Here is a 26,995-nt window from a genome sequence, read left to right on the forward strand (position 1 = left end):
GTATTTTTCAGACACGCCATATTCAATATTAATTCTTGTTCAAATATAAGAAAGGCTACCAAATTTTTGATAGCCTTTTCATTAATATTGGATAATAGGGTTATTTTTTGATAGCCTTAATCGTTTTTTTACTTCCGTCCTTCATCTTTAATGTTACAAAATAAAGACCTTCTTTTAAATCATTAAGATAAAGAGAGGATGATGGTTTCTCTATAGTTTTGATCATTCTTCCTGAAGTATCCGTAATGAAAATTGAATTTACATTAGAAATATCGGAGATTGTGAGGGTATCATTAAAAGGGTTAGGGAACGCTGTAATCTCCTTTTCATTTTTGGAAATTTCGTGAGTTGATAATATAGAATCATCGTATGCTGAAATTAGGAACTTTCCATTGTAGCTATATGGATTGTATTTCCATACGCTTATATACAATGTGGTGCCAGGAGTCTGCGATGTTAAAGATATAGAAGAATAAAAATCCTGATTGCATTCTATTTCCGTTAAAGAGTTGCAGTCTCCACTATATACGGTAGGGAGTGGGTTGTAAAATGGTGAATCGGGAGCGTCATTTGTTTCAATTGTAAGATTTCCACTTGCTGGAACAATAACTTTAAACCAAACATTGTCTTTTGCCTCTGCATTACAACTAGGTAAAGTACCATCAGTAGTGGCTTCTGCATTGGTGGAAGTAATTACATTTGAATCAAAATCGGGTCCTACTGTTAAAAGTGTTGCCTGGGAGCAGTTATCATTAGTAGGTGGGATAGGATCGTAAGCGGAAATTTGAAACTCTCCATCTTCAATATTTTGATCTTTTTTCCATACACTAATATATATGGTTGTGCCTGGTACTTGACCTGTTAGTAATATGGATGAATAATCATAATCAACACTACAACCTATTTCAATTAAAGAATCACATGTGCCTGTATAAACACTAATGGTTGGGCTATGAAATAAAGATTCGGGAATGTTTTTGGTTACTATTTTTAACTGACCACTTTGAGGGATTACTGCGGTGAACCAAATATTATTAATAGAATATGGGTTACACGAAGGTGGGGTTCCATCACTAGTTGCTTCAAAATTATTGGCAGTAAATACGTGTGAATCAAAATCAGTTCCTACTGTTAGAGGTGTTGCCTGTGAGCAATTATCATTTCCTGGAGGTATAGGATCATAAGCTGAAATTTGAAACTCCCCATCGTCTATGTAAGAATCTTCTTTCGATGCACTTATGTAAATGACTGAACCTGGTGTTTTCCCTATTAATGATATTGTTGAATTAGTATTACAATCAATCTCTGTTAAAGAATCACACGTGCCATTATAAGCAGTAAGTGTAATTCCATAAAGTGATGAATTACTTGTGCTTAATGTAGTGACTTTAAGATTTCCACTTTGAGGAACTACTGCTGTAAACCATATGTTATTTAATGCATTTGGTGCACATGAAGGAGTTGGACCGTCAGTTGTTGCTCCCGTATTGTCTACAGTGGTTGCTCCGGTTGAAAAATCTACTCCTACTGTTAGAGATTTGGCTTCTGAACAGTTATCATTAGTAGGCGGAATGGGTTCATAAGCAGAAATTTGAAACTCCCCATCGTCTATTTCTGAATCATATTTCCATACACTTATATATAAAATAGCTCCTGGAGTCTGCCCTGTTAATTGGATCTTTGAAAGACTATTTTCATTACTATAATTATCATCATTACAGCTAACTTGACTGAGAGAACCACAGGTTCCACTGTATACGGTAAGTACAGAATCATCAAACGCAGAGTTGTCTGTTTTACGTGTTTCTATGGTGATTTTCCCACTTTGTGGTACTACAGCTGTAAACCATACGTTATCTACAGCATATGAAGCGCAGGAAGGAAGATTACCATCAGTAGTAGCTCCTGAATTGCTTGATGTAATGACATTTGAACTGAAGCTTGTTCCTACATTCAGAGTAATAGCTTCTGAACAATTGTCGTTTTGGGCACTGACAAATACAATTGTCAATAAAAATAGACAAAATAATAATTTTCTCATTCTAAAATTTTTTTTAAATATATATAAAAAAGATTGTCAATAGGGGAAAGGGGATAATATTCTAACTATTTGATTTTTATTGTGAAAATGTTAATTCTTGGTGTGTTTTATAATAAAAAAACCATCCTTTCGTACTGAAAAGATGGTTGATTATTTTATAAAAGTAAAGGCTATTTATGAAGAGCTTTTACATATTTCTCAAGAGCCATTGTCATGGAAGGAGTTTCCTTCGTTGGCGCCATTAAATCTACTTTTAATCCTGCTTCTTCTGCGGCAGCTAAAGTGGTGTTTCCGAAAACCCCAATCTTTGTTTCATCCTGTTTGAAGTCAGGGAAATTTTGTTGCAGAGACTTGATTCCTTGTGGGCTGAAGAAAATCAACATATCATAATCTTTAATGTTGATATCTGTAAGATCACTACATACCGTACGGTACATGATTGCTCTTGTCCACTCTACGTTTGCAGAATCTAAAGTTTTTACAATATCCGGGCTTAAAACATCTGAAGATGGTAACAGATATTTTTCAGTTGGAAATTTTTTGAACAGAGGAAGCAGATCCGAGAAGTTTTTCTCCCCAAAGCTGATTTTTCTTTTTCTGTAAACAATATGCTTCTGAAGGTAGTTGGCTATTGCTTCCGACTGGCAGATATATCTCATTGTATCCGGAACTGAAAAACGCAGCTCTTCTGCAAGTCTGAAGTAATGGTCAATCGCATTTTTACTGGTAAAAATGATACCTGTATATTGCGTCAGATCTATTTTCTGAGTTCTGAGCTCTTTATTGTCAACCCCTTCGACGTGGATAAATGGACGGAAATCAATCTTTATTTTTTCCTTCTTCGCTATATCCAGATATGGAGAAGACTCACTAGGCGCTGGTTGAGAAACCAATATAGACTTTATTCTCATCTTTGACATTTATTAAAAAAATAACAACTTCCAAAGCAGTAATAATGGTGCGATTTGGAGCGTGCAAATATACAAAAATTTATAATACCATTTCTCCGGAAGAATCTTGTTCTTGTGAAATAAATAGAAAAAAACTTTGAAAATGAATACAAAAGAAAAGAAGGAGACATAATATAAGAATATTTTATTTCTGTCTATAGGGAAGTAATAATGCATGATACACAAGATTATTAATAAAAAAGACAGGATAAAATAGAACTTTGTGGAGGTGAAATAAAATATGGTCCATTTTTTTCCATCCCCTATACTTTGGTAAAATAAAAATCCTAAAGCAGACTTTGTTAAATAAAAAAAGATAACTGCCATTAAAGTATAACCAAACTTATTAAGCTGATATCCCAACACTTGTAAATCTGCAATGTATTTTGGGACTACAGGGATATACTGCGAAATAAGAACAGAAAGTGTAAGCGTGATCACACAGGAGGTAATGATCCAGCTCGGCAGGTTATTACTGGCGTCAAAATACTTTTGAAGCAGAAAATCCTTAAGACTGGCATCCCTTTCTATAATGTTCATCATGAAAACATATAAAAATATACAGCCTATTAGTATAAAAATTACCCAATCGTTGTTCTCAGGTATTCTTACATGATTGATGAAGTTTTGTGATGACGGCAAATTTTAAGTTTTTTATTTTTTTATTTAACGATAAATAACACAACTTGGCATAGATTTTCTTTTGTTGCTTCACTTATGAAATTTATGCTAAAGTATATTTCTCCATTGATTTACATGCTATTCAAAACTGATAAATAAAGTTTTTGTTTATATGATATAATCTCTTCGAAATATTTTTGCAAAATTATAGATTATTTTGTATAAAATAAAAAGGTTAAATAAACTATCTTTGCAAACTGAAATGAAAAAACTCGTCATCATCCCGACATACAACGAAAAGGAAAATATTGAAAATATTATTTCCGCGGTTTTTGCATTGGAGGATGGCTTTCATGTTTTAGTAGTAGATGACTCTTCTCCGGACGGAACAGCAGAAGTAGTAAAAGACTTACAGCGAAAATATCCTCATCATTTACATTTGTCAATAAGGCATATCAAAGATGGTTTGGGAAAAGCATACATTCACGGGTTTAAGTGGGCTATTGAGAATAAATATGACTATATTTTTGAAATGGATGCCGACTTTTCTCATAATCCCAATGATCTGCCTAAACTTTTTGAAGCATGCCTGAATGCTGATATGGCAATCGGATCCCGTTATTCAAAAGGAGTAAATGTAGTAAACTGGCCTATGGGAAGAGTGTTGCTGTCTTACTTTGCTTCAAAGTATGTGAGATTTATTCTGGGACTTCCTATTCATGATACAACAGCCGGTTTTGTCTGTTTCTCCCGAAAAGTATTAGAAGAAATCGGATTGGATAATGTAAAGCTGAAAGGATATGGATTTCAGATTGAAATGAAATTCAGAGCTTTTAAAAAAGGCTTCAAAATTGTAGAAGTTCCTATTATATTTACCAATAGAATTTTAGGAGAAAGCAAAATGAACGGTGGAATTATTCATGAAGCTGTTTTTGGTGTCTTAAACCTAAAGTGGAAATCAATAATCAACAGGCTATGAAAAAACTGATCTTTATTTTCGTTTTGCTGAGTATGTTTTCATGCAGCGATTATATCGATAAGCCTAAAAACCTGATCGATCAGGATGTGATGGCTGAAGTAATTGCTGATCTTATGATTAATGACCAGGCGATTTTTACATATCAGGACAAGAATATGGAAGCCGGCACACGTTTCGTTTTAAAAGCTCATAACGTAAAACCTAGTGACTTTACAGAAAGTTTCAAATATTACGTGATCAAAGAGAAAATGAACGATATCACAAATAATGCACAGGAAATTTTACTCAAAAAAGATCCGAAGGCAGAGAAATATGTAAAGGAAAAATTGAAGCAAAGCGGAAACACTTCTCCTTTTGCACAATAAATAAATGATGAAACGGGGCTTCCCCGAAAAGATCGCTGATGGCGGTGAATTAAAATAGTATACAGATGAAATTTTTTAATATAGAAAAAACCTCTGAAGGAAAAGCTAGGGCAGGGGAGATTACTACAGATCACGGAAAGATTCAAACTCCTATTTTTATGCCTGTAGGAACTGTTGCAAGTGTAAAGACAGTTCATCAGAGAGAATTAAAAGAAGACATTAAAGCTCAGATTATTCTGGGAAATACTTACCACCTTTACCTTCGTCCTGGAATGGAAACAATGCAGGATGCCGGTGGATTACATAAATTCATGAACTGGGATCTTCCTATTCTTACAGATTCAGGAGGTTTTCAGGTGTTTTCATTAGCAAGTAACAGAAAAATGACAGAAGAAGGTGCGAGATTCAAATCTCACATCGATGGAAGCTATCATATGTTTTCTCCAGAAAGATCTATGGAAATCCAAAGACAAATCGGAGCAGATATTTTCATGGCTTTTGACGAATGTACACCTTATCCTTGTGATTATAACCAGGCAAAATCATCGATGGAACTTACACACCGTTGGTTGAAGAGATGTATTGAATGGACAAATGATAATCCTGAACTTTACGGACATAAGCAAAGACTTTTTCCAATCGTTCAGGGATCTACTTATTCAGACCTTAGAAAAATTTCTGCAGAAGTAATTTCTGAAGCCGGAGCAGAAGGAAATGCTATCGGAGGACTTTCTGTAGGAGAGCCTGAAGAAGAAATGTACAGAATTACCGATGAAGTAACAGATATCCTTCCGAAAGAAAAACCAAGATACCTTATGGGAGTAGGTACTCCTTGGAATATCCTTGAATCTATCGGATTGGGAATTGATATGATGGATTGTGTAATGCCTACCAGAAATGCCAGAAATGCAATGCTTTTCACATGGCAGGGGGTAATGAACCTTAGAAACGAAAAATGGAAGCGAGACTTTTCGCCTTTGGATGAGTTCGGAACCAGTTTTGTGGATAAAGAATATTCAAAAGCGTATCTTCGTCACCTGTTTGTGTCCAAAGAATATCTGGCAAAACAGATTGCTTCAATCCATAATCTTGCTTTCTATCTTGATTTGGTGAAAGTAGCAAGAGAACATATCCTTGCGGGAGATTTCTATGAGTGGAAAAACTCAGTAGTACCAATTCTTAGACAAAGACTGTAATAGAACTATGCTTAAAATTGTAGACAGATATATTATCAAAAAATACCTTGGAACTTTTAGTTTCATGCTGGTACTATTGTCTATAGTGGTGCTTGTCATCGATGTACAGCAAAAGATCCCAAGGATTGAAAATGCAAAAGCCCTTGATTCAAAGCTTGATCTTGGGTATTTTCTTATTCATTTTTATCCTTTCTGGATCATCAATCTTGTGGTGACCTTCCTTTCCATTCTTGTATTTATTACCGTGATTTATTTCACTTCAAGAATGGCAAATAATACTGAAATTGTAGCGATTATCAGTAGTGGGGCAAGTTTTCACAGGTTCTCAAAACCCTATCTGTATACTTCAATTTTAATTGCCTTGGTTGCACTTTTGGTGTATCATATGATACTTCCTTGGGCAAATATTAAAAAAAATGAGTTAGAGGCTTATACCTATAACGCAGCTAATAAAGAAAAAATATTAGGAACGGCTCCCGCTTCCTCACAGCTCAGCAAAACCGAATATATCTTTGTAGACTCTTGGAATAAAAGAGAAAAAAGAGGTTCCGGATTTGTCTATCAGAAGTTTGATAAAGGTAGAAAAATGACGTATGAGCTTAAAGCGAGTGACGTATATTGGGATCAGGAGAAAAAACAATTTGTCTTAAATAATTATTACGAAAAGACCATCAATAAAGATAACTCAGAAAAGCTGGGCAACGGAACAGAGCTTAGGAAAAACTATGGACATGCCCCTGAAGAACTTTTCCCGAATGAGCTTTTAGGACAAAATAAAACAACCCCAGAACTTCTGAAATTTATCGAAAGAGAAAAAGCAAGAGGAAACAGTAACCTGAATTCTTACCTGAATGAACTTCATCAGAGGACTTCCATGCCTGTTTCCATCATTATACTTACCTTTCTAGCACTTTCTCTGTCTTCTCAAAAGAAGAGAGGAGGATTGGGAATTAACCTTGCAATAGGTATCTCATTGGCATTCCTTTTTGTTTTCTCGTTTGAGGCTTTAAAAGTGGTTTCAGAGAATAAAAGTTTAACACCAGCATTGGCAATGTGGTTGCCAAATCTTGTATTCCTGCCGCTTACCCTTTATCTTTATCTTAAAAGAGCTAATCAATAAAGAAGTTTTACCTCTTTGTGATAAAAAGAGTGCATTCCGTCTTCCAGTTCGATCCAAAGATTACCTTTGTCATCTGCCTTTCGGATAATGCCATTTTGTCTTTGTTTGTCAATCTCAAAAACCGATATAGTGTCTTTTCTGAACAGGTTATCATTAAATCTTTCTAAAATTTCCTGGTCATTCGGAATATTTTTCAGTTTTTCAGAAAGAAATTCATGGTAGTTTAAAGTAAAGTCTTCAAGGTCAAATGCCTTACCTGTTTGCGTCAGAAGTGAGCCTGCATTGGATATCTCTTCAAATTTATCCTGGAGAACATTGATTCCGGTTCCGATAATGAAATAATTATTTTGATTAATTTTTTTCTTTTCAATTAAAATTCCAACGATTTTTTTACCTTTAAGGATGATATCATTCGGCCATTTAATCTTTGCGTCATTATCAGCCAAATTGGCAAGGAAATCCCTGACAATAATTGCGGTATAATAATTGAATATAAAGTCGGAGCACAGGATGTTTTGAGTATTCACTGCCAGCGTATACGCCAGGTTTTTTCCGGCAGTCGGAGTCCAGACATTTCCATACTGACCACGACCTTTTGTTTGATTGAAAGTATGCAATCCTATAAAATCTGAATTTTCATAAAGTAAAAACTTTGATATTTCGTCATTAGTAGAAGAACATTCTTTCAGAGAGAATAGTTGACTCATTTAAGAAAACTTTAAGACATTAAGGGAGTAAAAGTAAGGTTAAAGTAAAGAAAAAACAATAAATTTGCAGATTATAGTATTTTTTTAATGAATAAAACAGCAGAAAAACAAGCACTAATAGATAAAATCGTTGAAGCACTTCAAGATGTAAAAGGTGAAGATATTATGATCTTCGATCTTTCTAATATTGAAAACTCAGTAGCGGAGACGTTCGTAATATGTAGCGGTAACTCGAATACACAGGTCGCAGCATTAGCTGGTAGTGTAGAAAAAAAAGTGAGAAACGATCTTAAAGACAGACCTTGGCACGTAGAAGGTACGGAAAATGCAATGTGGGTATTGGTAGATTACGTTTCGGTAGTAGTTCATATATTTCAAAAAGATGTACGTGAGTACTATGATATAGAAGAGCTTTGGGGTGACGCAGTCATTACCAAAATTGAAAATGAATAATAAAAATTTTAAAAAGTATAAATGAATAATAAAGGATTCAACTGGTTCTTTCCTATTGTAATCGTAGCTCTTTTGCTATATTTTGGCTCCAATTTTTTAGGAGGAGATGTTGCAAAATCTATTGATGAAGATGGTTTCTTTAGAGAAATGCAGGCGGGGAAAGTCCAAAATATAATTATATACAAAGACATAGAGAAAGCTGATGTTTTCCTTACCAAAGAAGCGAAATCAGCAATGGTTTCTAAAACAGCTAAAGAAAACAACCCTCTTTCCGCGTTTGAAATGGCTCCTAAAGCAGATTATTCTGTGAAATTCGGAGACCTTCAACTTTTCCTTCAAAAATTTGAACAGATCAAAGCTACGGATCCGGCTATTAAAACGGCTAAAGATTACGGGACAGGTAAAAGTCCTTTTGCTGATATTTTAATCTCAGCATTGATCTGGATTGCTATTTTAGGATTATTCTACTTCCTTCTTTTCAGAAAGATGGGTGGAGGCGGAGGTCCTGGCGGACAGATCTTCTCTATCGGGAAATCTAAAGCTAAGCTTTTCGATGAAAAAGAAAGAATTCAGGTAACATTTAAAGATGTTGCAGGATTGGAAGGTGCTAAAGAAGAAGTTCAGGAAGTAGTAGATTTCTTGAAGAATTCTGAAAAATACACAAAATTAGGAGGTAAAATTCCTAAAGGAGTGCTATTGGTAGGTCCTCCGGGAACAGGTAAAACCTTATTGGCAAAAGCTGTTGCAGGAGAAGCTAAAGTACCTTTCTTCTCACTTTCAGGGTCAGATTTCGTGGAAATGTTTGTTGGGGTAGGAGCGTCAAGAGTAAGAGACCTTTTTGCTCAGGCTAAAGCTAAATCTCCGGCGATTATCTTCATCGATGAAATTGATGCTATCGGACGCGCAAGAGGAAAAAATAATTTCTCAGGCGGAAATGATGAAAGAGAGAATACATTGAACCAGCTTCTTACTGAAATGGATGGTTTCGGTACAGATACGAACGTTATCGTAATGGCAGCAACCAACAGAGCGGATATCCTTGATAAAGCTTTGATGAGAGCAGGACGTTTTGACCGTTCTATCTATGTAGACCTTCCGGAACTTCATGAAAGAAGACAGATCTTTGATGTTCATTTGAAGAAAATCAAACTTGATGGTGATGTAGACCGAGAATTCCTTGCTAAGCAAACTCCTGGATTCAGCGGAGCAGATATTGCAAATGTTTGTAACGAAGCAGCCCTTATTGCAGCAAGAAATAATCATACTTCAGTAACAAAACAGGATTTCCTTGATGCTGTAGACAGAATCATTGGTGGTCTTGAAAAGAAAAATAAAGCGATCAAACCTTCTGAAAAGAGAAGAGTGGCTTATCACGAAGCTGGACACGCAACTATTTCATGGTTGGTAGAACATGCTTCTCCACTTTTAAAAGTGACCATCGTTCCGAGAGGACGTTCACTAGGAGCAGCTTGGTATCTTCCAGAAGAAAGACAGCTTACAACTACTGAACAGATGTTGGACGAAATGTGTGCAACATTAGGAGGTAGAGCGGCTGAGCAGGTAATCTTCAACAATATTTCAACAGGAGCACTTTCTGACTTGGAAACTGTTACGAAGAGAGCGCAGGCAATGGTAACGATTTACGGATTAAGCCCGAATATCGGTAACATTTCTTACTATGACAGTTCAGGGCAGTCTGAATATTCATTCGGAAAACCTTATTCTGAAGAAACAGCCACTAAGATTGATGCAGAGATCAAATCAATTATTGAAAATCAATATGAGAGAGCGATCAGAATTCTTGCAGATAACAAAGATAAATTGGATGCTCTTGCGAATAAGCTTCTAGAAAAAGAAGTAATCTTCCGTGAAGACTTAGAAGAAATCTTTGGTAAAAGAGCTTGGGATCCTGAATTGACAGAGAAACCTGTTACCAATACAATTCCTGAAAAAGAACAACTGGAAGTATTGGAAACACCTCAGATTAAAGAAAAAGAGGAAGAAAGCGAAATACAGGCACCAGAAAGCCCAACACAGCTTTAAAATCCTTAAAAATTGGATATATAAAACCTGACAACTTTAAAATTGTCAGGTTTTTTCATATTTAAGGAGATATTTTGAAATCTATTGTAATTTATTTTCTATTTTTGTATAAAGTTGACTAAAAATAGATTAAGTTGAATTTATTCAAGAGGATTGTAAGCAAACTTACCAACCAGCCTGAGGAAGAAGACAAACAGAGCCTGGAAAAGCTAGGGGACTCGCTGAAAAATGCGGATCTTGACTATAAGTTTGCGCAATTATTTACGCATTCGGGGGGATTTTTTAATTATTGTGCAGATGAAGCGGAAGCTCTACAAACTTTAAATCAAATTATCAAAATAGAAGGTATAAACAACCTGTTCTGTTGGGATAAGGAACTTCAGAACTTCTTAAATGTAGTGAAGTCTCCTTACACTTTAGAACTGCAGTCATCCAATGATGCTGCATTTATCACATGTGAATACCTGATTGCATATGACGGAAGAATTATGCTTTCTCACAATAATATCCTTCATTATCATTCCTCAAGGCTACCTGAGAAAATTATTATCATAGCCAATGTTTCACAGATTGTAAACAACCTGAATGATGCCATGGGGAAAATAAAAAGGAACGGAAATATCAAGAACCTTACTTCCATCAGCGGAAGCCAGTCTAAAATGGATAGTTCTTCGAATTCCAATACAAAATTGTTTTTATTGCTGCTTGAAGATTAAGCACCCACATCTAAATTTTAAATTTTGGACAAAAACCTCATTCAAAGAACCATTTCAGGTCTAGTTTATGTAGCCATTATCATTCTTTGTACGACTCCACTGGGAGCGCAACTTATCAATAGTGTTTTTCCTGATCTTATTCAGCAACAGTATCTTTATCATGGTTTGATAAGCCTTTTGCTAGTTGTAGGGACATGGGAATGCATTAAAATAATGAAATTCGGGAAAGGATATGAAAAGTGGGTTGTTTACCCATTGGTTATTTTTATATTCTATATCTTTTCCAAACGATATTTTCACCATGATTTCTTTTTTGATTTCAGATTGAGTGAGATATTAGCACTGGCATTGATTGCGATTGCTGTAGTGACCTTATTTAAGTTTCCGAACGAATTATACTATGACAGCGGGAAATTGATTTTTACGGTCATTTATGTAGCTCTTCCGTTTAGTTTTGCTTTGGGATTACCAAAGTTCTCAAGTTATGATCATACTTTTTCACTGGAAGTCCTTTTTCTGTTTATTCTGATATGGAGTAGTGATACTTTTGCGTATCTGGTAGGAAAGTTCTTCGGAAAACATAAAATGGCTCCTAAAATTTCACCTAAAAAAACATGGGAAGGATATGCCGGAGGTGTTGTTTTAACATTGGTTTTATCTTATTTCATAGAACATTATCAGCCTGAGCTTCGTGCGAACTGGATGGTAGTTGGATTTTTAGTGGCTGCTTTTGCTCCACTAGGGGATTTGGTAGAGAGTCAATTGAAAAGAAATTTCGGCGTAAAAGACAGCGGAAACATCATTCCGGGACATGGAGGAGTATTAGATAGGCTGGATAGTTTTATTATCTGCGTTCCTGTCGTATATTTGTACTTTATTTTAGAAAAATTTATTTAGTCTCATGAAATTGCATAGAGAATCAAAAGGAACGATTACGGTAGCAACGATACTTTTTTTTGTATTGGGAGCTTTAGCCATCTATTTCCTTAAAATATGGTCATTATTGATCATCATGCCTTTGTTGGTAATTTACTGTCTGGTATTCTGGTTCTTCAGAGTTCCGAACCGTACTATTCTTGACCACAAAGAGAATGTAATAGCTCCGGTTGACGGAAAAGTAGTAATGATCAAGGAAGTGGAAGAAAATGAATTCCTAAAAGGAAAGGCAATTCAGGTTTCTATCTTCATGTCTCCGCTGAATGTACACATTTGTAGATATCCGGTTACCGGAAAAGTTATTTACAAAAAATACCACCCAGGGAAATATCTGGTAGCTTGGCATGAAAAGTCTTCTACAGAGAATGAAAGAACAACAGTAGCTGTAGAAACTGAAACAAACCATAAAGTGGTATTCAGACAGATTGCAGGATATGTAGCGAGAAGGATCGTGTTCTATTGTAACGAAGGAGATAAGGCAAGTGCCGGACATGAGTTCGGATTTATTAAATTCGGGTCAAGAATGGATGTATTCCTGCCTTTAGACACAGAAATCATCTGTAAGATTGGTGACATTACCAAAGGTGGTTTGGATGTGATCGCTAAATTGAAAGATTAAGATTTATAATCATCATACTAAAGACTGTTCTGAAAAGAGCAGTTTTTTCTGTTTTTAAATACTAATGACAGAAATAATTTAAACGAATATCACTAATAAAAAAAACGGAGACGATCTCCGTTTTATATATATCATAAACTTAAGCTTTAATATACTGCTTTATTTCATCTAATAAGCTTAATATAAAATCTACAGGCAGATCTCCCTTTGCATCAATTAAAAGGATTTTAAACTTCTTTCTGCCATCTTGGGTAAGCTCCGGATAATCCAGTTTATCACCGTGGTAAAAACTAAGATAATGTTTTTTATATTTTTTGCTATAGTAGAAATAGCACAGCATTTTCTTTTTGTACTTGATAAAAGGAAGTCCGAAACTGAATGTTTCTGTAATATTTTCAGTATCGGATGCCAGGATCTTTTCACGTAAAAAAAGAAGAGTACTTCTTTCAGGCTCTTCGATTCTGTAGAAATACTCTTGTATGGGATTCATTTAAAATTAATTAAAATGTTTTAGTCAAAGTTTTGTAGCTCAACAAGCTTGTTGTACATTCCTTTTCTGGCAATAAGATCATGGTGGGTGCCTTGTTCTACAATGGTTCCTTTTTCCATTACTACGATCCAATCTGCTTTTTGGATGGTTGAAAGTCTGTGGGCAATAACAAGAGACGTTCTGTTTTCCATCATCTTTTCAAGGGCATCCTGAACGAATCTTTCGGATTCTGTATCCAAAGCTGAAGTAGCTTCATCAAGGATCATGATCGGTGGATTTTTCAATACAGCTCTTGCGATAGAAACTCTTTGCTTCTGACCACCGGAAAGCTTATTTCCATCATCTCCGATATTGGTATCATAACCTTCAGAAAGACCGGTGATGAAAGTGTCTGCATTCGCAATTTTAGCAGCTGCAATTACTTCTTCTCTGGTTGCATCAGGTTTCCCCATTAGGATATTGTTATACACAGAATCATTGAATAATACGGATTCCTGTGTTACCATCCCAAGAAGCTGGCGGTATTCCTGTAATTTTAAATGTTTAATATCCGTTCCATCAATTAAGATTTCTCCTTCAGAAACATCATAAAATCTGGCTAAAAGATTGGCAATCGTTGTCTTACCACTTCCACTTTGTCCTACTAAAGCAACGGTTTTTCCTTTTGGAATCGTAAGATTGAAGTTTTTAAGGATCAGATTAGCTTTATCATAGTAGAATCCAATGTTCTTGAATTCAATATTATTCTGAAGTGTAGAAATAGAAACGGGTTCTGCAATTTCTTCAATTTTAACGTCGGCATCAAGGATTTCCAATACTCTTTTCAGAGAAGCTTCCCCTTTTTGTACATTAGAAATAGATGAAGATAAAGTTTTTGCCGGTGGTAAGATCTGGAAGAACATTCCTAGAAATACTAAGAAACCTGCTGGTGATAAACTTTGATCAACAATAATCTGTTTTCCTCCATACCATGCAATGATCAAAAAGGTAATAGAGCCTAGAAACTCACTCATTGGCGATGCTAATTCTTTCTTTCTTCCCAAGCTCATTGAACTTGAAATCCATCTGTTCATAGATTGCATAAATCGGCTATCCATGATCTTTTCAGCATTAAATATTTTAATAACCTTTGAAGATTTCAGTGTTTCATCTACAATGGAGAAGATGGTTCCCAATTCATGTTGTGCTTCATGAGAATCCTTTTTCAGGCTTTTTCCAATTAAAGCGATCATCGTTCCCATTACAGGCAGTACCAATAAAGAGAAAAGAGTCATTTCCGGACTTACAATAAATAAAGAGATCAAAGTACTGATCAACATAAAAGGAGCGTTGATTAATTCAACTAAGCTGCCTAAAATACTTCCTTCAACTTCTCCCACGTCGTTAGACATACGGGACATCATATCTCCTTTTCTGCTTTCGGTAAAAAAGGAAACAGGCAATGACAATATTTTTCTGTACATTGCTCCACGCAGATCTTTGGTAACCCCTACACGGTAATTGATCAAAAGTAATGCTCCTAAATATCTGAAAATATTTCTTAGAAGGAACATAAAGGCTGTAATAATACACAACCAGGCAAGAACTTTCAGAGAACCATACTCTGAAACTAAAGATTGTATATAATAAGTAGAATAATGCTTTGCATAAGAGAAGAAGTCTATGATTTCACCGGAATAAACTGGTGCAGAATCTTGTTTTTCTGATTGTATAGTGCCGAAAAGCATTCCTAAAACCGGTAAAATGGTTCCCAGAGAAGCAATCTGAAACACAGAATACAGAATATTGAAAAATAAACTTCCGTAAATATATTTTTGGTGGGGTCTCGCGAACCTCAGAATTTTTTTATACTCGTTCATTCAATGAAAAAATTGGATAGCAAAATTACGCAAAATTAAAAGATAAGACGTTCTTAATCTTGTTTTACTTTAATGGATATGTTTCAAAATAGATGTATTTGTTACAAATGACTGAATTTTAAATGTATAATATCAAAATCCGCATTCTGCATTGAAATGTAAGATACCTATTATGGAGAATAGTTTTATGCAAAAGTATGAAGTAGGAAAGTAGAAGAACACTCAGGAGAAAAGTGTTGAAACCCTTCTGTTTTAGATGGTTTTGCTTTTTTTTAGCCACAAATGCACGAATTATTTTTATTTGTGCATTTGTGGCAATTAAAATGTGGTATTGAGAATATTTTAAAATTTTACCTGATCATTATATTTTGGAGCGAAATTTTTAGGATTCAATTTTTCCAGCGATTTTCCAAAGTTATTGATGATCTGAGTCATATTGTCAAGGTTGACAACGCTCATGTCGTCCTTTTCATGATGATAATGAGTTGCTTTTGACATATCAACTGTTGAAAAGGAGTGGGCAATAATTTTCTTTTTTACAAAGCTTACATTATCTGAGCGGTAAAAAAGCTGTTGTCTGGCATATGGATCAGCATTTATTTTCAATCCATTTACTGCATATTTGTTGAATAGTTCATCAAGATCTGAAAACCCGTCACCCGTCATGTACAATGCGTTTTTTCCCCATTGAGACTCCGTAGCGACCATTTCAAAATTGAAAAGAGCTGTCATATTATTGTAAATCGGGTCTAGGTTTTGATCTGCAGAGATCGCTTTTGATCCCAGCATTCCTTTTTCTTCCCCATTAAAAGCCATGAAAACCATAGAAAACTCCGGTTTTTTATTTGTAAAATAATCGGCAATACCTACTAAAGTAGTAATTCCGCTGGCATCGTCATCTGCTCCATTATAAATATTATCACCTTCATTATTACTGGTTCCGATGTGATCAAAATGACCGGAGAATCCTAGAAATTTATTCGATTTACCCTTTTTTACGCCGCATACATTGTAAGCTGTTTTTCCTTTGTAATCAAAAGGAATCAGATAAGAGTTTCCTGTGCAGTATTCAAGTTTGTTTTCTTTGAAAAGACTTGCGATGTAGTTGGCTGCATTATCGTTTTCAGAAGTTCCGATTTCACGCCCTTTCATTTCATCGGATGCAAGCGTTGAGATTACTGTTTTTATTCTTTCCTGTGATACTTCCTGTGCAAAAGTAAAGGCTGAAAACAGAGATAAAGTGAGATAGGTTATTTTTTTCATATGGATATGATTGATATTATTTTTAATGATTATAAATATCTTATCGTGTAAAAATAAAAAAACAGCTCCAATAAGGAACTGTTCTCACTCAAAAAATCGTTGTAAGGCTATCGAAGTCTGTCTACAGATTTTACGAGCCTCTCATCTTTACGGATGTATATGTTTGCTATAAGCAGACAGATTACCGCAATTAATGGGAAAATCGGCTCAATACCCTTCTCAGGAAAATGAATTCCTCCGGATAAGTTTAGTAACCAGTACGCCAATACACCAATCAACAAAGCGTTTATAATGATGCTGATGGTATTCAGCAAAATTTGTCTTTTTCTGTTTTTGAAACTAAAAATACTTAATGCACCCATGATGACAAGTACTATTGCTCCGATATTAATTACCGGGATAGTGTCTGATAAAACAACATCCTGTCCCGTTATAAAAAGGAAAACAGCAGCTAAAACTGCTAATAAGGTCCATATAGTTTGTATTCTCTGTAGCATTGAATATTAAATTCTTGGCAAAAATAACATAAATTTTGCACAATTCAAAAATAAGTGTAGATTTGCATTATACAATGTACTTGAAAACAAAAGTCACCGGACTTACTTTTCTTACTCACAATTAATTACATTTTTACATTAAATATGTTTAACATAGAAACGTTAAGGTCAAAATCCGTAACGGAACTGACTAAAATCTTAAAGGATTTGGGCGTTAAAGTTGCAAGAAATAGCAATGAAAATGACAAGATCTTTGCAATTCTTGACTTTCAGGCTTCCAACCCAAAAGTCTCAAAAGATTATTTCAACGCCACTGAAACCAGCACAAATACTGAAGAAGCTCCAGCAGAAAAAACTGTAAAGGCTCCGGTAAAAAAGGCTGCCCCAAAGAAAGCACCAGCTAAACCAAGAGTGGCAGCAAAAGCTCAGACAGAACCAGTAGTAGAAGAAAAAGTAGAGGATAAAACGCCGGTTGCTGAAGAAATAAAAGCTGAAGAACCCAAAGCAGAAATAGTTGCAACAACAGACGAAACAGCTGCAGCAAATTCAGCCAAAAAGAAAAGAAAAAGAGTTCCTACCAATACTGGTAACACTGAAGTCTCACAAGAGAAACCAGAAGCTCCTAAAAACACAGAACCTCAAGAGCCTGCTCAGGCGGAAGAAAAGCCCAACACTCCTCAACAACAACAGGCTAATAAATCTCCAAGAGGAAACAATCACCCGCAAAACAGCGGAAACCAACATAAAAATCAACATCAGCATCAAAACCAAAACCCTAATCAGAATCAAAACAGACATTCTGAAAAGGCAGAGGAACATGCAGACCACAAAAAAGAGTTCAACTTTGATGGAATGGTAAGCATTGAAGGGGTGTTGGAAATTTTACCTGATAATTACGGATTCCTACGTTCATCAGACTTTAGCTATATCTCTTCTCCCGATGATGTGTATGTTTCTACAGCACAGATCAGAAACTTTGGTTTAAAAACCGGAGATACAGTAAAAGGAATCGTAAGATTGCCTAAAGAAGGTGAAAAGTATTTTTCATTATTAAGACCTACAGAAGTTAACGGACGTGATCTAGCGTTTATTAAAGACAGAGTAGCATTTGAATATCTTACGCCACTTTTCCCTGAGGAAAAATTCAACCTTGCGGGAAGCGGATCTACTGTTTCTACAAGAATCGTTGATTTATTTGCACCTATTGGTAAAGGACAAAGAGCAATGATTGTTGCACAGCCTAAAACAGGTAAGACAATGTTGCTTAAAGATATTGCTAACTCTATCGCAGCTAACCACCCGGAAGTATATATGATGGTTCTTCTGATTGACGAACGTCCGGAAGAGGTAACTGATATGGAAAGAAGCGTAAATGCAGAAGTAATTGCCTCTACATTTGACGAAGCTGCAGAAAAGCACGTGAAAGTTGCTAACCTTGTTCTTGCAAAAGCACAAAGAATGGTAGAATGCGGACATGATGTTGTAATTCTGTTAGACTCTATTACCAGATTGGCAAGAGCATACAATACAGTAACTCCTGCATCAGGAAAGGTTCTTTCCGGTGGGGTAGATGCCAATGCACTTCACAAGCCGAAGAGATTCTTTGGAGCTGCAAGAAAAATTGAAGGTGGTGGATCTTTAACGATTATTGCTACTGCTCTTATTGATACAGGTTCTAAAATGGACGAAGTAATCTTTGAAGAATTCAAAGGTACAGGTAACATGGAACTTCAGCTAGACAGAAAAATTGCAAACAGAAGAATTTATCCTGCGATTGACCTTGTTTCATCCAGCACCCGTAGAGATGACCTTCTTCTTGACGAAGTTACTTCACAGAGAATGTGGATCTTGAGAAAATATCTTTCTGAGATGAATCCTGTAGAAGCAATGGAATTTGTAGATAAGAACATCAAAGGTACCCTTAACAATGAGGAATTCCTGATGTCTATGAATAAATAAATTTAATTATTGTTAAATAGAAAGCACGTATCGTATTATATGATTCGTGCTTTTTATTTTTATTCTAAATTCCGAATATTAAAAATATTTTAAAACTTAATTCATTCTAAATCAATATATCAATGTTAAAGATTTATTAAAGTAATCTCCAATCTTTGATAATACCTTAAATATTGGCTAATTTTGAAGTATAACATTAAAAATAAAGATTATGTCATTTGAATTACCAAAATTAGGATATGCATATGATGCATTAGAACCTACGATCGATGCAAGAACTATGGAAATCCACTATACGAAGCACCACCAGGCGTATATTGACAACTTAAATAAAGCAATCGAAGGAACTGATCTAGCAGGAAAAACTATTGAAGAAATCTGCCAGACAGGAACTGACAAACCAGCAGTAAGAAACAACGGTGGAGGACACTTCAACCACTCTTTATTCTGGGAAATCTTAACTCCTGGAGGAAGCAAAGAGCCTGTAGGAAACGTAAAAGCTGCTATCGAAAACTATGGTGGTCTTGAAAAATTCAAAAACGATTTTTCTGATGCTGCTAAAACAAGATTCGGTTCAGGATGGGCTTGGTTAGTAAAAAATGCTGACGGTTCAGTATCTGTATCTTCTACTCCAAACCAGGATAACCCATTAATGCCTGTAGCAGACGTTAAAGGAACTCCGGTATTAGGATTAGATGTTTGGGAGCACGCTTATTACTTAAACTACCAAAACAGAAGACCTGACTATGTTTCTGCTTTCTTTGAAGTAGTAAACTGGGATAAAGTAGAGGAATTATTCAACAAATAATTTTCAGCTATTATAAAAATAAAGGTTCAGAATTTTCTGAACCTTTTTTATTTGTAAATATTAAGATTACCATCTCACAGCATCGCTTCCAGATAATCCGTTCATTCTTAATTTGTATTTCCAATTTACATACACGAAAACCTGATATAGTTTATATTCAAATTTGATCCCGTAATTTTCTTTAGGATCATAGTCTATTCCAGATTCTATAATGTTTTGATATCTCCCTGAATTGTAATAGCTATTCCATTCATTCACAAGAAATGTATTTTTTGTCTTAAGATAAGACTCAGAGTACTGGCTGATTGGTTTTGCCACAGCACTCAGAAAGTAATCGAATTGAGTATCAATTACAGTAAGTTCCCATTCTCCGTCTTCATTTTTTGAAGGCTTCATTTCATGCTGCTCTTTATCTTTTTTCGGTGTGTTTTGTGAATAACAACTGTAGGGGATAAGAGCAATACATAATAGTAGGATAAAATTTTTCATGATCTATTATTTACATAAAAAAAGCACTCCAATAAGAGTGCCTTTCTATATTATTTTTTAACAAATTCTTTCTGAATTACAGAAACCGCCGGGAAGTGGTCACTGTATCCACCTGTAAATCTGTCTCCGTCCCAAGAACGTAACGGGTATCCTTTCCATTGTCCTTCTTTGTTTACTAAATAAGCAGGAGCATAAATCTCAGCCTTGTAAATACTATAAGTAGGAGTCAGCTTTTCTGGAGAATAAAGGTTTCTTGAAACAATGATCTGATCAAATAAGTTTGGAGCATCTCTATAAGCTAAAGAAGCTACACCTGCTTTATATAATTTATACATTAAGTTATAATAAGGTGTCTTGTCAGATAATTCACTTGGATCACCTACAGCTGCAAGGTGTTTTTTCAAACTTGGGCTTACAGGATCGTCATTATAGTCACCCATTGCAAATAATTTTATTCCAGGGTTTTCAGCAGTTACTTTATCCATTTCAGCTTTTAGGACGGTAGCTGCAGTATTTCTTTTGGCAAGAGAAATTGCTTCACCTCCTCTTCTGGAAGGCCAGTGATTCATAAAGATACCTACTTTTTCTCCGTCCAGTAATCCTATTGCGATTACAATATCTCTGGTGTATTCTCTTTTTCCGTTTTCATCATAGATCTTGATTTCTTTTTTATAAGAATCAAGCACAGAGAATCTTCCTTTCTGATAAATGATGGCTACATCAATACCTCTGGCATCATAAGAATTGAAATGTACAATTCCATAATTGCTTTTTGCCAACGCAGGTTGTTTGATAAGATCTTCAATAACTTGTCTGTTTTCAACCTCGATTAATCCGCAGATCGCAGGATTGTCATTGGTATACTGTCTTCCAAGTTCTGAAATAACCTTAGCTTCGTTCGCCAGTTTTTGGTTATAATACTTTGTTCCCCATCTTTTTGGGCTGTTTACGGTAAAATCTTCAGATAGGAACTGTTTTCTGATCACTTTTTTTCCAATTAAAAGATCGTCACTCCATTCTCCTTTATAATCTTCTGTAGTTTCAAGATATTTCAAAGAATCTACAGGTACACTTCTGTGGAATTTAGGGTTGGAACGAGGTAAAGTCCCATCGATATAATCTGCGGAAGGAATTGTATCCCAAAGGTTTTCTACGTTTAGGAAAGCAACGGCGGCTCTTCTCACTTGTTTCTGTTGTGAGAAAGCGGAACCAAAGCAAAATAGGGCAGCAATGACTAAATATTTTTTCATATTCTTAGTATATTCAAAAAATTGAGGGGGTAAAATTACTAATTTTATATAAGAATAAAGAGTAAAATGATCTGAGTTTAGTTTAAGAAAAGGTTAAGTATCAGATTGGATGATGAAAAGATGAGTATTAAAAGGGATGTTGATAGGGTAGTTAATTTTTTTCGATATCTGTGATTTTTTTATGAAATATGTTATTTGTTTTGGAATTAATAATTTTAATACAAGATTGTTATGGTTTCTTTATAGAAAATCATTCTTGTCTTTTTGTGATTCATTAAAATTGGGTGTTTTTTTTAGGATAATATAGGTAGGTTAAGAAAAATTAATAGAATAAATAACTAAAAATGTTTGAGTTAATGAAAATAGTCCTAAATTTGTTGCCCCTTAAATAAAGAAGGAGTTAAAAATAAGTTTATTATGATTAAAAAACTATCCCTAATCTCTTTGTTTACGTTAATGCCGGCATCTTTTTACTTTGCACAAACTACTGTTTATGCGTATGTTAAAGATCAGGATGGTAAGCCTTTAGAGAAAGCAGAAGTAGATCTAGCACAATCCAGCAACGATGTTGCAGCGGATAAAATTGGGTACTTCCAGTTTGTGGATTTAAAACCTGGCCATTATCTTATCACAGTAACAAAACCAAGCTTCGAGTCTAAGATCTTAGAGTTTGATGTAACTGCAGATGAGAAGAGAAAAGACTTAGGTGTTATTACACTTAATTACAACTTAGGATCAGATGCAGGAGTAATAGTTATTGATGATTCAGCAAATGATACCGAAGATGGAGGCTCTTCAATGCAGCCTACGGTAGGACTTTTAAGCTCAGGAAGAGATGCTTTCCAAAATGTTTCCGCTTTTGAATTAGGTGCTTACTGGTTCAGACCGAGAGGGGTAGACAACAGATTTGAGGATGTATTATTTAATGGGGTTTCCATGTCTAAAAATGATGATGGAAGAATAGACTTCAACAATTGGGGTGGTCTAAATGATGTGACAAGATACCCTTATGAAAATGTAGACAATATTACTCCTTCAGAATATACTTTTGGTAATTTAGGTGGAGTAGTATATTATAATACGAGAGCCTCTTCTTATAGAAAACAAACTTCGTTAGCATATTCATTTACTAACAGAAGTTACCTACACAGAGCAATGGCTACTTACTCTTCCGGGCTTACTAAAGACGGATGGGCATTTACTTTCTCAGGAAGTAGAAGATGGGGAGACAGAGCTATTCTTGATGGAGTATATCAGGATGCCTACGCTTACTTTGCATCTATCGAAAAGAAATTCAGCGATAGGCACTCTATCAATTTAACAGCTTTCGGATCTCCTACGTACAGAGCTTCCAACTCTCCAAATACTCAGGAAGTATATGATATTATGGGGAAAAACTATAACTCATACTGGGGATGGCAAGATGGAGAAAAAAGAAACTCCAGAATCAGAAATGTTTTTGAACCCATGTTCATCTTAACTGATTATCTGAAAGTTGGTAAAAACTCTAACTGGAACAATACTGTATCTTATCAGTTTGGTAGCGATGCAAGAAGCAGACTAGACTGGTTCCACGCTACGGATCCAAACCCTACTTATTATAGAAACCTTCCAAGTTTTGGTGTTTATTCAGCTGATGAATTCAGAGATCGATCTCAAATAAACTGGAATTCTTTATATAATGCAAACCGTCTTAATCTTACTCAGATGGATGGTACGACATTAAGAGAAGCTATTTATACAGTTGTAGAAGACGTTAATAAAGATAAAACGTTCAATTTCTCCTCTCACTTTGATACAAAGCTGAAAGATAACTGGAAATTGAATATTAACTTCAATTATCAGAACTTAAAATCTGATAATTTCAGAAGAATTAAAGATTTATTAGGAGCTAACTTTGCTAAAAATCTTAATGCATTCAACGGTGATGCAAAGTATGATGCTGATAACGCTGATATTACAGTAAGAGAAGGAGACAGAACTCAGTATTCTTACGAACTTACAAGAAACCATTATGCATTAAACATTTCATCTGAAATAGATTTTAACAAATGGAGTTTTGTAGCCTCAATCTTCTCTTCATATTCTGAAGCTTACAGAGAAGGACATTTTAGAAGTGGAATTGCAAGATTCAGAGATAACTCGAAAGGAAAAAGTGCTGTTTATGATGCTTTAGATGCAGGAATTAAAGGTAAGATTACTTATAAAATCAACGGAAAGAACTTCATCGTTTATAACGGAGCATTCTTTAGCTTAGCACCTACACTTAATGAGATTTATATTAACCCAAGAATGGTTGATTTTGAAACTCCGGGAGTTAATAATCAGATGATCAATTCTAATGACCTTAGTTATATATTAAGAGGACAAATCTTAAAATTAAGATTATCCGCATACTATACAACTATTCATAATTCTACTGAAATTTCAAGATATTATGCTGACGTAAACGATGGTGAATTAGGAAACTCATTCAGTACATTAGTTAACGAAGCGATGAGTGGTGTGAATAAGAGATACATGGGACTTGAATTAGGGTTTGATGTAAAGGTAACACCTACCGTAAGTGCAGTGGGGGTTGCAAGTATCGGAGAATATAAATATACAAACAATCCCGATGTTGCTACTTTTGATGACCTTAACGGATTTAGAGGAACCGATTACTGGGGGAAAGCAAATGTAAAGGATTATAAAGTTGCAGGAACTCCTCAGAAAGCCTTCTCATTAGGATTGAAATACAACTCTCCAAAGTATTGGTGGGTAGGAGCTTCAGCCAATTACCTGATGGATCAATATCTTGATTTCTCAGCATTGAACAAGACTCCTTATATGTATACGGAAAGACAGACTAATGACCCTTTCCCTGGAGTGACACCTGAATTAATTGATCAAATTACAAGACAGAAAAAATTTGACAATCAGTTCATGCTAAATGCTAATGCAGGTAAATCTTTCCAATTTGGAAAATATAGAATGGGTATCAGTGTATCTGTAAATAACATTCTGAATAACAGAGATTATGTAACCGGAGGATTTGAACAAGGAAGAAACGTAAACTTTGCCGAAGCACTTACTGATTCGCAAAGAGCAACTCCTTATTTCGGACCAAAACTTTGGTATGACAGAGGAAGAACTTTCTTTACTAATGTTTATTTAAGATTCTAATAACGATGATAATGAAAAAATATAATTCAGTTTTAAAATATATTTTTGTTGCAGCTGCTTCTCTGTTTGTAGTTACAGGGTGTGTGCAAGATGATAAATACAATCAGCCTAATCTTGACGGATATGATTGTGCAGATAAAAAAGGTATTGTAGTACCATTTGCAGATGTAAAAGCAAAATATGTTCCTAACGGAGAAGCCTATGTTTTCCCTGAAGATACTACTCCCAATAATGAATCTGATGATTTATACATGGTAGGTTATGTTTCTTCCAGTGATGAAACAGGAAATATTTATAAGACAATTTACATTCAGGATGCCCTTGAAAATCCTACGCATGGTTTTACGATCAGTGTAGATGCGGTAAGTAATTACACAAAATATCCTCAAGGGTCAAAAGTTTATGTTAAACTTAACGGGCTTGCTGTAGGTAACTACGGAACTCTTGTACAGCTTGGTGTAAAAACAGGAACTGAGATTAAAGGAGCTGTATCAAGAATTCCAGAAAAACTTGTTGGAAAATATATCTTCAGATCTTGTGCTCCTAAAGGGAATATTGTTCCTAAGGTGATGAAGTTAAGCGATATGACAGCTGCGAATGACCAATATTTCGGATGTCTTATTGAGATTAATGATGTAGAATTTGATGCAAGAGCATTATGTACAACTTACGCTCCGAATGGTGTAACTGTAGATAAAACAATAGGTGAAGGATGGGCAAACGGTAAATATGCAAAAACAGCTGTTGTAAGAAATAGTGGATATGCTTCATTTGCTAGTCAAATGATTCCTTCAGGTAAAGGTAAATTCGTTGGAATTTACAGTAAATTTACAACTACTTATCAATTATATATCAATAAAAGCGAAGATCTTAAAATGACTAATTTCCCTCGTTTGGATGGTCTTAATTCTGGTCCTTGTGATTTTGATCAAAGTATGCTTACTCCTAAAACTGTTGCAGAAATAAAACAATTAGCAGCAGGAACTACAAATTGGGTACAAATTACTGGAGATTTCTCCCTTAAAGCTCAGGTTGTTGCAAATGACGAGACAGGTAACCTTTACAAATATGTATATGTAGAAGATGCAACAGGAGGAATCAGAGTGAATATGAACAAAACAAACCTATACCTTGACAGCAGATTCAGATTAGGTAAGGATGTTAATATTAAACTTAAAAACCTTTATGTAAGAAGTGTAAACGGTGAAGTTCAACTTGGATCTTTATTTAGTAACAATACACAGTTTGGGCAGATTGAAGAAGCAGAAATGTACAAATACTTCTTCGATAGCAATACTACAGCAAGAGCTGTAGTACCTACAGAAAAAACAATTTCTCAATTAACAATGGCAGATGTCGGAAGATTGATTAAAATCAAAGATGTTCAGTTTGTAAATGGAGATTTAGGAAAAACATTAACAGATGGTACAAATGTTACAAGCAGAACTCTAGAAGACTGTTCAGGAAATACTATTGTTTTGAGAACAAGTGGACAGGCTAAATTCGGAAATTATGTTCCGGGATCTTATGAAGTAAAAGGCGGAAAAGGAGATGTATATGCTGCTCTAAGTGTTTATAATGGAACTTATCAGTTATGGATCACAAGATTGGCAAATATTGATTTCGATGCGCCAAGATGTGATGGTAGTATTTATACACCACTTCCTGTTATTTATAGTGATTCATTCTCTGCAGGAGGATTTGGTTCTGATTGGACAATAGTAAACAAAGTGGGACCAAACCAATTCTGGCAATCAGTTAACCTGGGAGGTAACGGAAGTAACTATTACGCTTATATGAATGGTAATTCAGGAGGTAATATTGCCAATGAAGACTGGTTAATCTCTAAAGCAGTTAGCTTAGTTGGAAAAACTAAAGCAGCTGTAAGCTTCACATCCGATGTAAGATATTCGGGAAATGCTTTGCAGGTGTATGCTACAGATAATTATACCGGAGATGTTGGTACTACTAACTGGACTCCGCTTTCTGTTACTTTAGATACCAATACAGGAGGATTTGGAGACTGGGTAGGTTCTGGAAATGTAGACTTGAGTGCTTACTTAGGGAAAAATGTAGTTATTGCATTTAAATATACATCCACTACATCTGCTGCTGCAACATGGCAGATTGATGACTTCAAAATTAAAGGAGAATAATTATTTATTCCTATAATATCAAAACCGGTTCACTAGAGCCGGTTTTTTTATTGATTGAGATAAACTTTTCCTTGTATTATGATCAAAAGCTTTCGTGTTTTTAAAGTTTTATCTTGAATGATTCTCAAACGTAAATAAATTGACAAATTAAATATTTTGTATATATTAAATCATGCCTGTATCAATCAAAATATGATTAATACTAAGTCTACCGGAATCTTTAATCTCTATGAGCTAAAACGATAAGAAGGAGTTTAAAGATTATTCCGATGCGAAAGTATATCTTAAAGACATGATATAGGAAACTGGATTT

23 protein-coding genes are annotated in these 26,995 nt (G+C 35.0%); 13 read left to right on the forward strand and 10 right to left on the reverse strand.

What is annotated here, in order from left to right:
• Positions 1 to 100 precede the first annotated feature (100 nt).
• From BW983_RS11515 to BW983_RS11525, 3 genes are all read right to left on the reverse strand, one after another.
• Positions 101 to 2,041 carry a T9SS type A sorting domain-containing protein gene (locus BW983_RS11515; RefSeq protein ID WP_076552088.1) on the reverse strand — a complete coding sequence of 647 codons (1,941 nt, stop codon included), beginning with the start codon at positions 2,039 to 2,041 and terminating at the stop codon, positions 101 to 103.
• Positions 2,042 to 2,211: 170 nt separating this feature from the next.
• Positions 2,212 to 2,952 carry a uroporphyrinogen-III synthase gene (locus BW983_RS11520; RefSeq protein WP_076552280.1) on the reverse strand — a complete coding sequence of 247 codons (741 nt, stop codon included), beginning with the start codon at positions 2,950 to 2,952 and terminating at the stop codon, positions 2,212 to 2,214.
• A gap of 12 nt (positions 2,953 to 2,964) precedes the next feature.
• Complete coding sequence (locus BW983_RS11525) at positions 2,965 to 3,633, reverse strand: DUF4271 domain-containing protein (protein WP_084184445.1); 669 nt, start codon at positions 3,631 to 3,633, stop codon at positions 2,965 to 2,967.
• Positions 3,634 to 3,874: 241 nt separating this feature from the next.
• Here BW983_RS11525 and BW983_RS11530 point away from each other — a divergent pair, with 241 nt between their 5' ends.
• The 4 genes from BW983_RS11530 (at position 3,875) to BW983_RS11545 (ending at position 7,272) form a co-directional block, all read left to right on the forward strand.
• The gene (locus tag BW983_RS11530; protein ID WP_076552089.1) at positions 3,875 to 4,591 is read left to right on the forward strand and encodes a polyprenol monophosphomannose synthase; all 717 of its coding nucleotides are present in this window, start codon (positions 3,875 to 3,877) and stop codon (positions 4,589 to 4,591) included.
• The gene (locus tag BW983_RS11535) at positions 4,588 to 4,956 is read left to right on the forward strand and encodes a DUF4296 domain-containing protein (RefSeq protein ID WP_076552282.1); all 369 of its coding nucleotides are present in this window, start codon (positions 4,588 to 4,590) and stop codon (positions 4,954 to 4,956) included. Before BW983_RS11530 ends, BW983_RS11535 begins: the two co-directional genes overlap by 4 nt.
• 65 nt (positions 4,957 to 5,021) lie before the next feature.
• Complete coding sequence (gene tgt / locus BW983_RS11540; protein ID WP_065395758.1) at positions 5,022 to 6,152, forward strand: tRNA guanosine(34) transglycosylase Tgt; 1,131 nt, start codon at positions 5,022 to 5,024, stop codon at positions 6,150 to 6,152.
• Positions 6,153 to 6,159: 7 nt separating this feature from the next.
• Complete coding sequence (locus tag BW983_RS11545) at positions 6,160 to 7,272, forward strand: LptF/LptG family permease (RefSeq protein ID WP_076552090.1); 1,113 nt, start codon at positions 6,160 to 6,162, stop codon at positions 7,270 to 7,272.
• Here BW983_RS11545 and BW983_RS11550 read toward each other — a convergent pair.
• The gene (locus BW983_RS11550) at positions 7,266 to 7,979 is read right to left on the reverse strand and encodes a biotin--[acetyl-CoA-carboxylase] ligase (RefSeq protein WP_076552091.1); all 714 of its coding nucleotides are present in this window, start codon (positions 7,977 to 7,979) and stop codon (positions 7,266 to 7,268) included. The genes BW983_RS11545 and BW983_RS11550 overlap by 7 nt on opposite strands.
• Before the next feature lie 87 nt (positions 7,980 to 8,066).
• Here BW983_RS11550 and rsfS point away from each other — a divergent pair, with 87 nt between their 5' ends.
• The 5 genes from rsfS (at position 8,067) to BW983_RS11575 (ending at position 12,746) form a co-directional block, all read left to right on the forward strand.
• Entirely contained in the window at positions 8,067 to 8,432 is a 366-nt protein-coding gene (gene rsfS, locus BW983_RS11555) for a ribosome silencing factor (RefSeq protein WP_065395761.1), read from the forward strand.
• A gap of 21 nt (positions 8,433 to 8,453) precedes the next feature.
• Positions 8,454 to 10,475, forward strand: coding sequence for an ATP-dependent zinc metalloprotease FtsH (gene ftsH, locus BW983_RS11560; RefSeq protein WP_076552092.1), 2,022 nt, complete (start codon positions 8,454 to 8,456; stop codon positions 10,473 to 10,475).
• Between the two features lie 134 nt (positions 10,476 to 10,609).
• Positions 10,610 to 11,191 carry an LUD domain-containing protein gene (locus BW983_RS11565; RefSeq protein WP_076552093.1) on the forward strand — a complete coding sequence of 194 codons (582 nt, stop codon included), beginning with the start codon at positions 10,610 to 10,612 and terminating at the stop codon, positions 11,189 to 11,191.
• Positions 11,192 to 11,215: 24 nt separating this feature from the next.
• Positions 11,216 to 12,088: a phosphatidate cytidylyltransferase gene (locus BW983_RS11570; protein WP_076552094.1), complete on the forward strand. Its 873-nt coding sequence runs from the start codon at positions 11,216 to 11,218 to the stop codon at positions 12,086 to 12,088.
• Between the two features lie 4 nt (positions 12,089 to 12,092).
• Positions 12,093 to 12,746, forward strand: coding sequence for a phosphatidylserine decarboxylase family protein (locus BW983_RS11575; protein WP_076552095.1), 654 nt, complete (start codon positions 12,093 to 12,095; stop codon positions 12,744 to 12,746).
• A gap of 139 nt (positions 12,747 to 12,885) precedes the next feature.
• On the opposite strand, the gene BW983_RS11580 is transcribed toward BW983_RS11575, so the two are convergent.
• The 4 genes from BW983_RS11580 to BW983_RS11595 form a co-directional block, all read right to left on the reverse strand.
• The gene (locus tag BW983_RS11580) at positions 12,886 to 13,236 is read right to left on the reverse strand and encodes a hypothetical protein (protein ID WP_076552096.1); all 351 of its coding nucleotides are present in this window, start codon (positions 13,234 to 13,236) and stop codon (positions 12,886 to 12,888) included.
• 20 nt (positions 13,237 to 13,256) lie between these two features.
• Positions 13,257 to 15,095 (reverse strand): ABC transporter ATP-binding protein, encoded by a 1,839-nt coding sequence (locus BW983_RS11585; protein WP_076552097.1) that lies wholly within the window; start codon positions 15,093 to 15,095, stop codon positions 13,257 to 13,259.
• A 342-nt stretch (positions 15,096 to 15,437) separates the two neighbouring features.
• The gene (locus BW983_RS11590; RefSeq protein WP_076552098.1) at positions 15,438 to 16,358 is read right to left on the reverse strand and encodes a M28 family metallopeptidase; all 921 of its coding nucleotides are present in this window, start codon (positions 16,356 to 16,358) and stop codon (positions 15,438 to 15,440) included.
• Positions 16,359 to 16,465: 107 nt separating this feature from the next.
• Positions 16,466 to 16,855: a DUF4293 family protein gene (locus BW983_RS11595; RefSeq protein ID WP_076552099.1), complete on the reverse strand. Its 390-nt coding sequence runs from the start codon at positions 16,853 to 16,855 to the stop codon at positions 16,466 to 16,468.
• A 144-nt stretch (positions 16,856 to 16,999) separates the two neighbouring features.
• On the opposite strand from BW983_RS11595, the gene rho reads away from it, so the two are divergent.
• Together rho and BW983_RS11605 are read left to right on the forward strand one after the other, a co-directional pair.
• A complete protein-coding gene (gene rho, locus BW983_RS11600) occupies positions 17,000 to 18,814 on the forward strand; it encodes a transcription termination factor Rho (protein ID WP_076552100.1) in 1,815 nt (604 codons plus the stop codon).
• 211 nt (positions 18,815 to 19,025) lie between these two features.
• Entirely contained in the window at positions 19,026 to 19,622 is a 597-nt protein-coding gene (locus tag BW983_RS11605) for a superoxide dismutase (protein WP_065395771.1), read from the forward strand.
• Between the two features lie 66 nt (positions 19,623 to 19,688).
• Here the strand turns inward: BW983_RS11605 and BW983_RS11610 are convergent, their stop codons facing one another.
• Positions 19,689 to 20,111 (reverse strand): DUF6146 family protein, encoded by a 423-nt coding sequence (locus tag BW983_RS11610; RefSeq protein WP_076552101.1) that lies wholly within the window; start codon positions 20,109 to 20,111, stop codon positions 19,689 to 19,691.
• 50 nt (positions 20,112 to 20,161) lie between these two features.
• Positions 20,162 to 21,361: an endonuclease/exonuclease/phosphatase family protein gene (locus BW983_RS11615; RefSeq protein WP_076552102.1), complete on the reverse strand. Its 1,200-nt coding sequence runs from the start codon at positions 21,359 to 21,361 to the stop codon at positions 20,162 to 20,164.
• A 417-nt stretch (positions 21,362 to 21,778) separates the two neighbouring features.
• On the opposite strand from BW983_RS11615, the gene BW983_RS11620 reads away from it, so the two are divergent.
• Entirely contained in the window at positions 21,779 to 24,526 is a 2,748-nt protein-coding gene (locus BW983_RS11620) for a TonB-dependent receptor (RefSeq protein ID WP_076552103.1), read from the forward strand.
• Positions 24,527 to 24,537: 11 nt separating this feature from the next.
• Positions 24,538 to 26,682 carry a DUF5689 domain-containing protein gene (locus tag BW983_RS11625; RefSeq protein WP_076552104.1) on the forward strand — a complete coding sequence of 715 codons (2,145 nt, stop codon included), beginning with the start codon at positions 24,538 to 24,540 and terminating at the stop codon, positions 26,680 to 26,682.
• The last annotated feature ends 313 nt before the right edge of the window (positions 26,683 to 26,995 follow it).

The organism is Chryseobacterium ureilyticum (genome assembly GCF_900156735.1).
GTDB classification, from domain to species: domain Bacteria; phylum Bacteroidota; class Bacteroidia; order Flavobacteriales; family Weeksellaceae; genus Chryseobacterium; species Chryseobacterium ureilyticum.

Excerpts from the sequence above, each read along its gene's own strand:
- BW983_RS11515 (WP_076552088.1), bottom strand. The coding sequence starts at position 2,041 with ATGAGAAAATTATTATTTTGTCTATTTTTATTGACAATTGTATTTGTC.
- BW983_RS11520 (WP_076552280.1), bottom strand. The coding sequence starts at position 2,952 with ATGAGAATAAAGTCTATATTGGTTTCTCAACCAGCGCCTAGTGAGTCT.
- BW983_RS11530 (WP_076552089.1), top strand. The coding sequence starts at position 3,875 with ATGAAAAAACTCGTCATCATCCCGACATACAACGAAAAGGAAAATATT.
- BW983_RS11535 (WP_076552282.1), top strand. The coding sequence starts at position 4,588 with ATGAAAAAACTGATCTTTATTTTCGTTTTGCTGAGTATGTTTTCATGC.
- tgt (WP_065395758.1), top strand. The coding sequence starts at position 5,022 with ATGAAATTTTTTAATATAGAAAAAACCTCTGAAGGAAAAGCTAGGGCA.
- BW983_RS11545 (WP_076552090.1), top strand. The coding sequence starts at position 6,160 with ATGCTTAAAATTGTAGACAGATATATTATCAAAAAATACCTTGGAACT.
- BW983_RS11550 (WP_076552091.1), bottom strand. The coding sequence starts at position 7,979 with ATGAGTCAACTATTCTCTCTGAAAGAATGTTCTTCTACTAATGACGAA.
- rsfS (WP_065395761.1), top strand. The coding sequence starts at position 8,067 with ATGAATAAAACAGCAGAAAAACAAGCACTAATAGATAAAATCGTTGAA.
- ftsH (WP_076552092.1), top strand. The coding sequence starts at position 8,454 with ATGAATAATAAAGGATTCAACTGGTTCTTTCCTATTGTAATCGTAGCT.
- BW983_RS11575 (WP_076552095.1), top strand. The coding sequence starts at position 12,093 with ATGAAATTGCATAGAGAATCAAAAGGAACGATTACGGTAGCAACGATA.
- BW983_RS11580 (WP_076552096.1), bottom strand. The coding sequence starts at position 13,236 with ATGAATCCCATACAAGAGTATTTCTACAGAATCGAAGAGCCTGAAAGA.
- BW983_RS11585 (WP_076552097.1), bottom strand. The coding sequence starts at position 15,095 with ATGAACGAGTATAAAAAAATTCTGAGGTTCGCGAGACCCCACCAAAAA.
- BW983_RS11590 (WP_076552098.1), bottom strand. The coding sequence starts at position 16,358 with ATGAAAAAAATAACCTATCTCACTTTATCTCTGTTTTCAGCCTTTACT.
- BW983_RS11595 (WP_076552099.1), bottom strand. The coding sequence starts at position 16,855 with ATGCTACAGAGAATACAAACTATATGGACCTTATTAGCAGTTTTAGCT.
- rho (WP_076552100.1), top strand. The coding sequence starts at position 17,000 with ATGTTTAACATAGAAACGTTAAGGTCAAAATCCGTAACGGAACTGACT.
- BW983_RS11605 (WP_065395771.1), top strand. The coding sequence starts at position 19,026 with ATGTCATTTGAATTACCAAAATTAGGATATGCATATGATGCATTAGAA.
- BW983_RS11610 (WP_076552101.1), bottom strand. The coding sequence starts at position 20,111 with ATGAAAAATTTTATCCTACTATTATGTATTGCTCTTATCCCCTACAGT.
- BW983_RS11615 (WP_076552102.1), bottom strand. The coding sequence starts at position 21,361 with ATGAAAAAATATTTAGTCATTGCTGCCCTATTTTGCTTTGGTTCCGCT.
- BW983_RS11620 (WP_076552103.1), top strand. The coding sequence starts at position 21,779 with ATGATTAAAAAACTATCCCTAATCTCTTTGTTTACGTTAATGCCGGCA.
- BW983_RS11625 (WP_076552104.1), top strand. The coding sequence starts at position 24,538 with ATGAAAAAATATAATTCAGTTTTAAAATATATTTTTGTTGCAGCTGCT.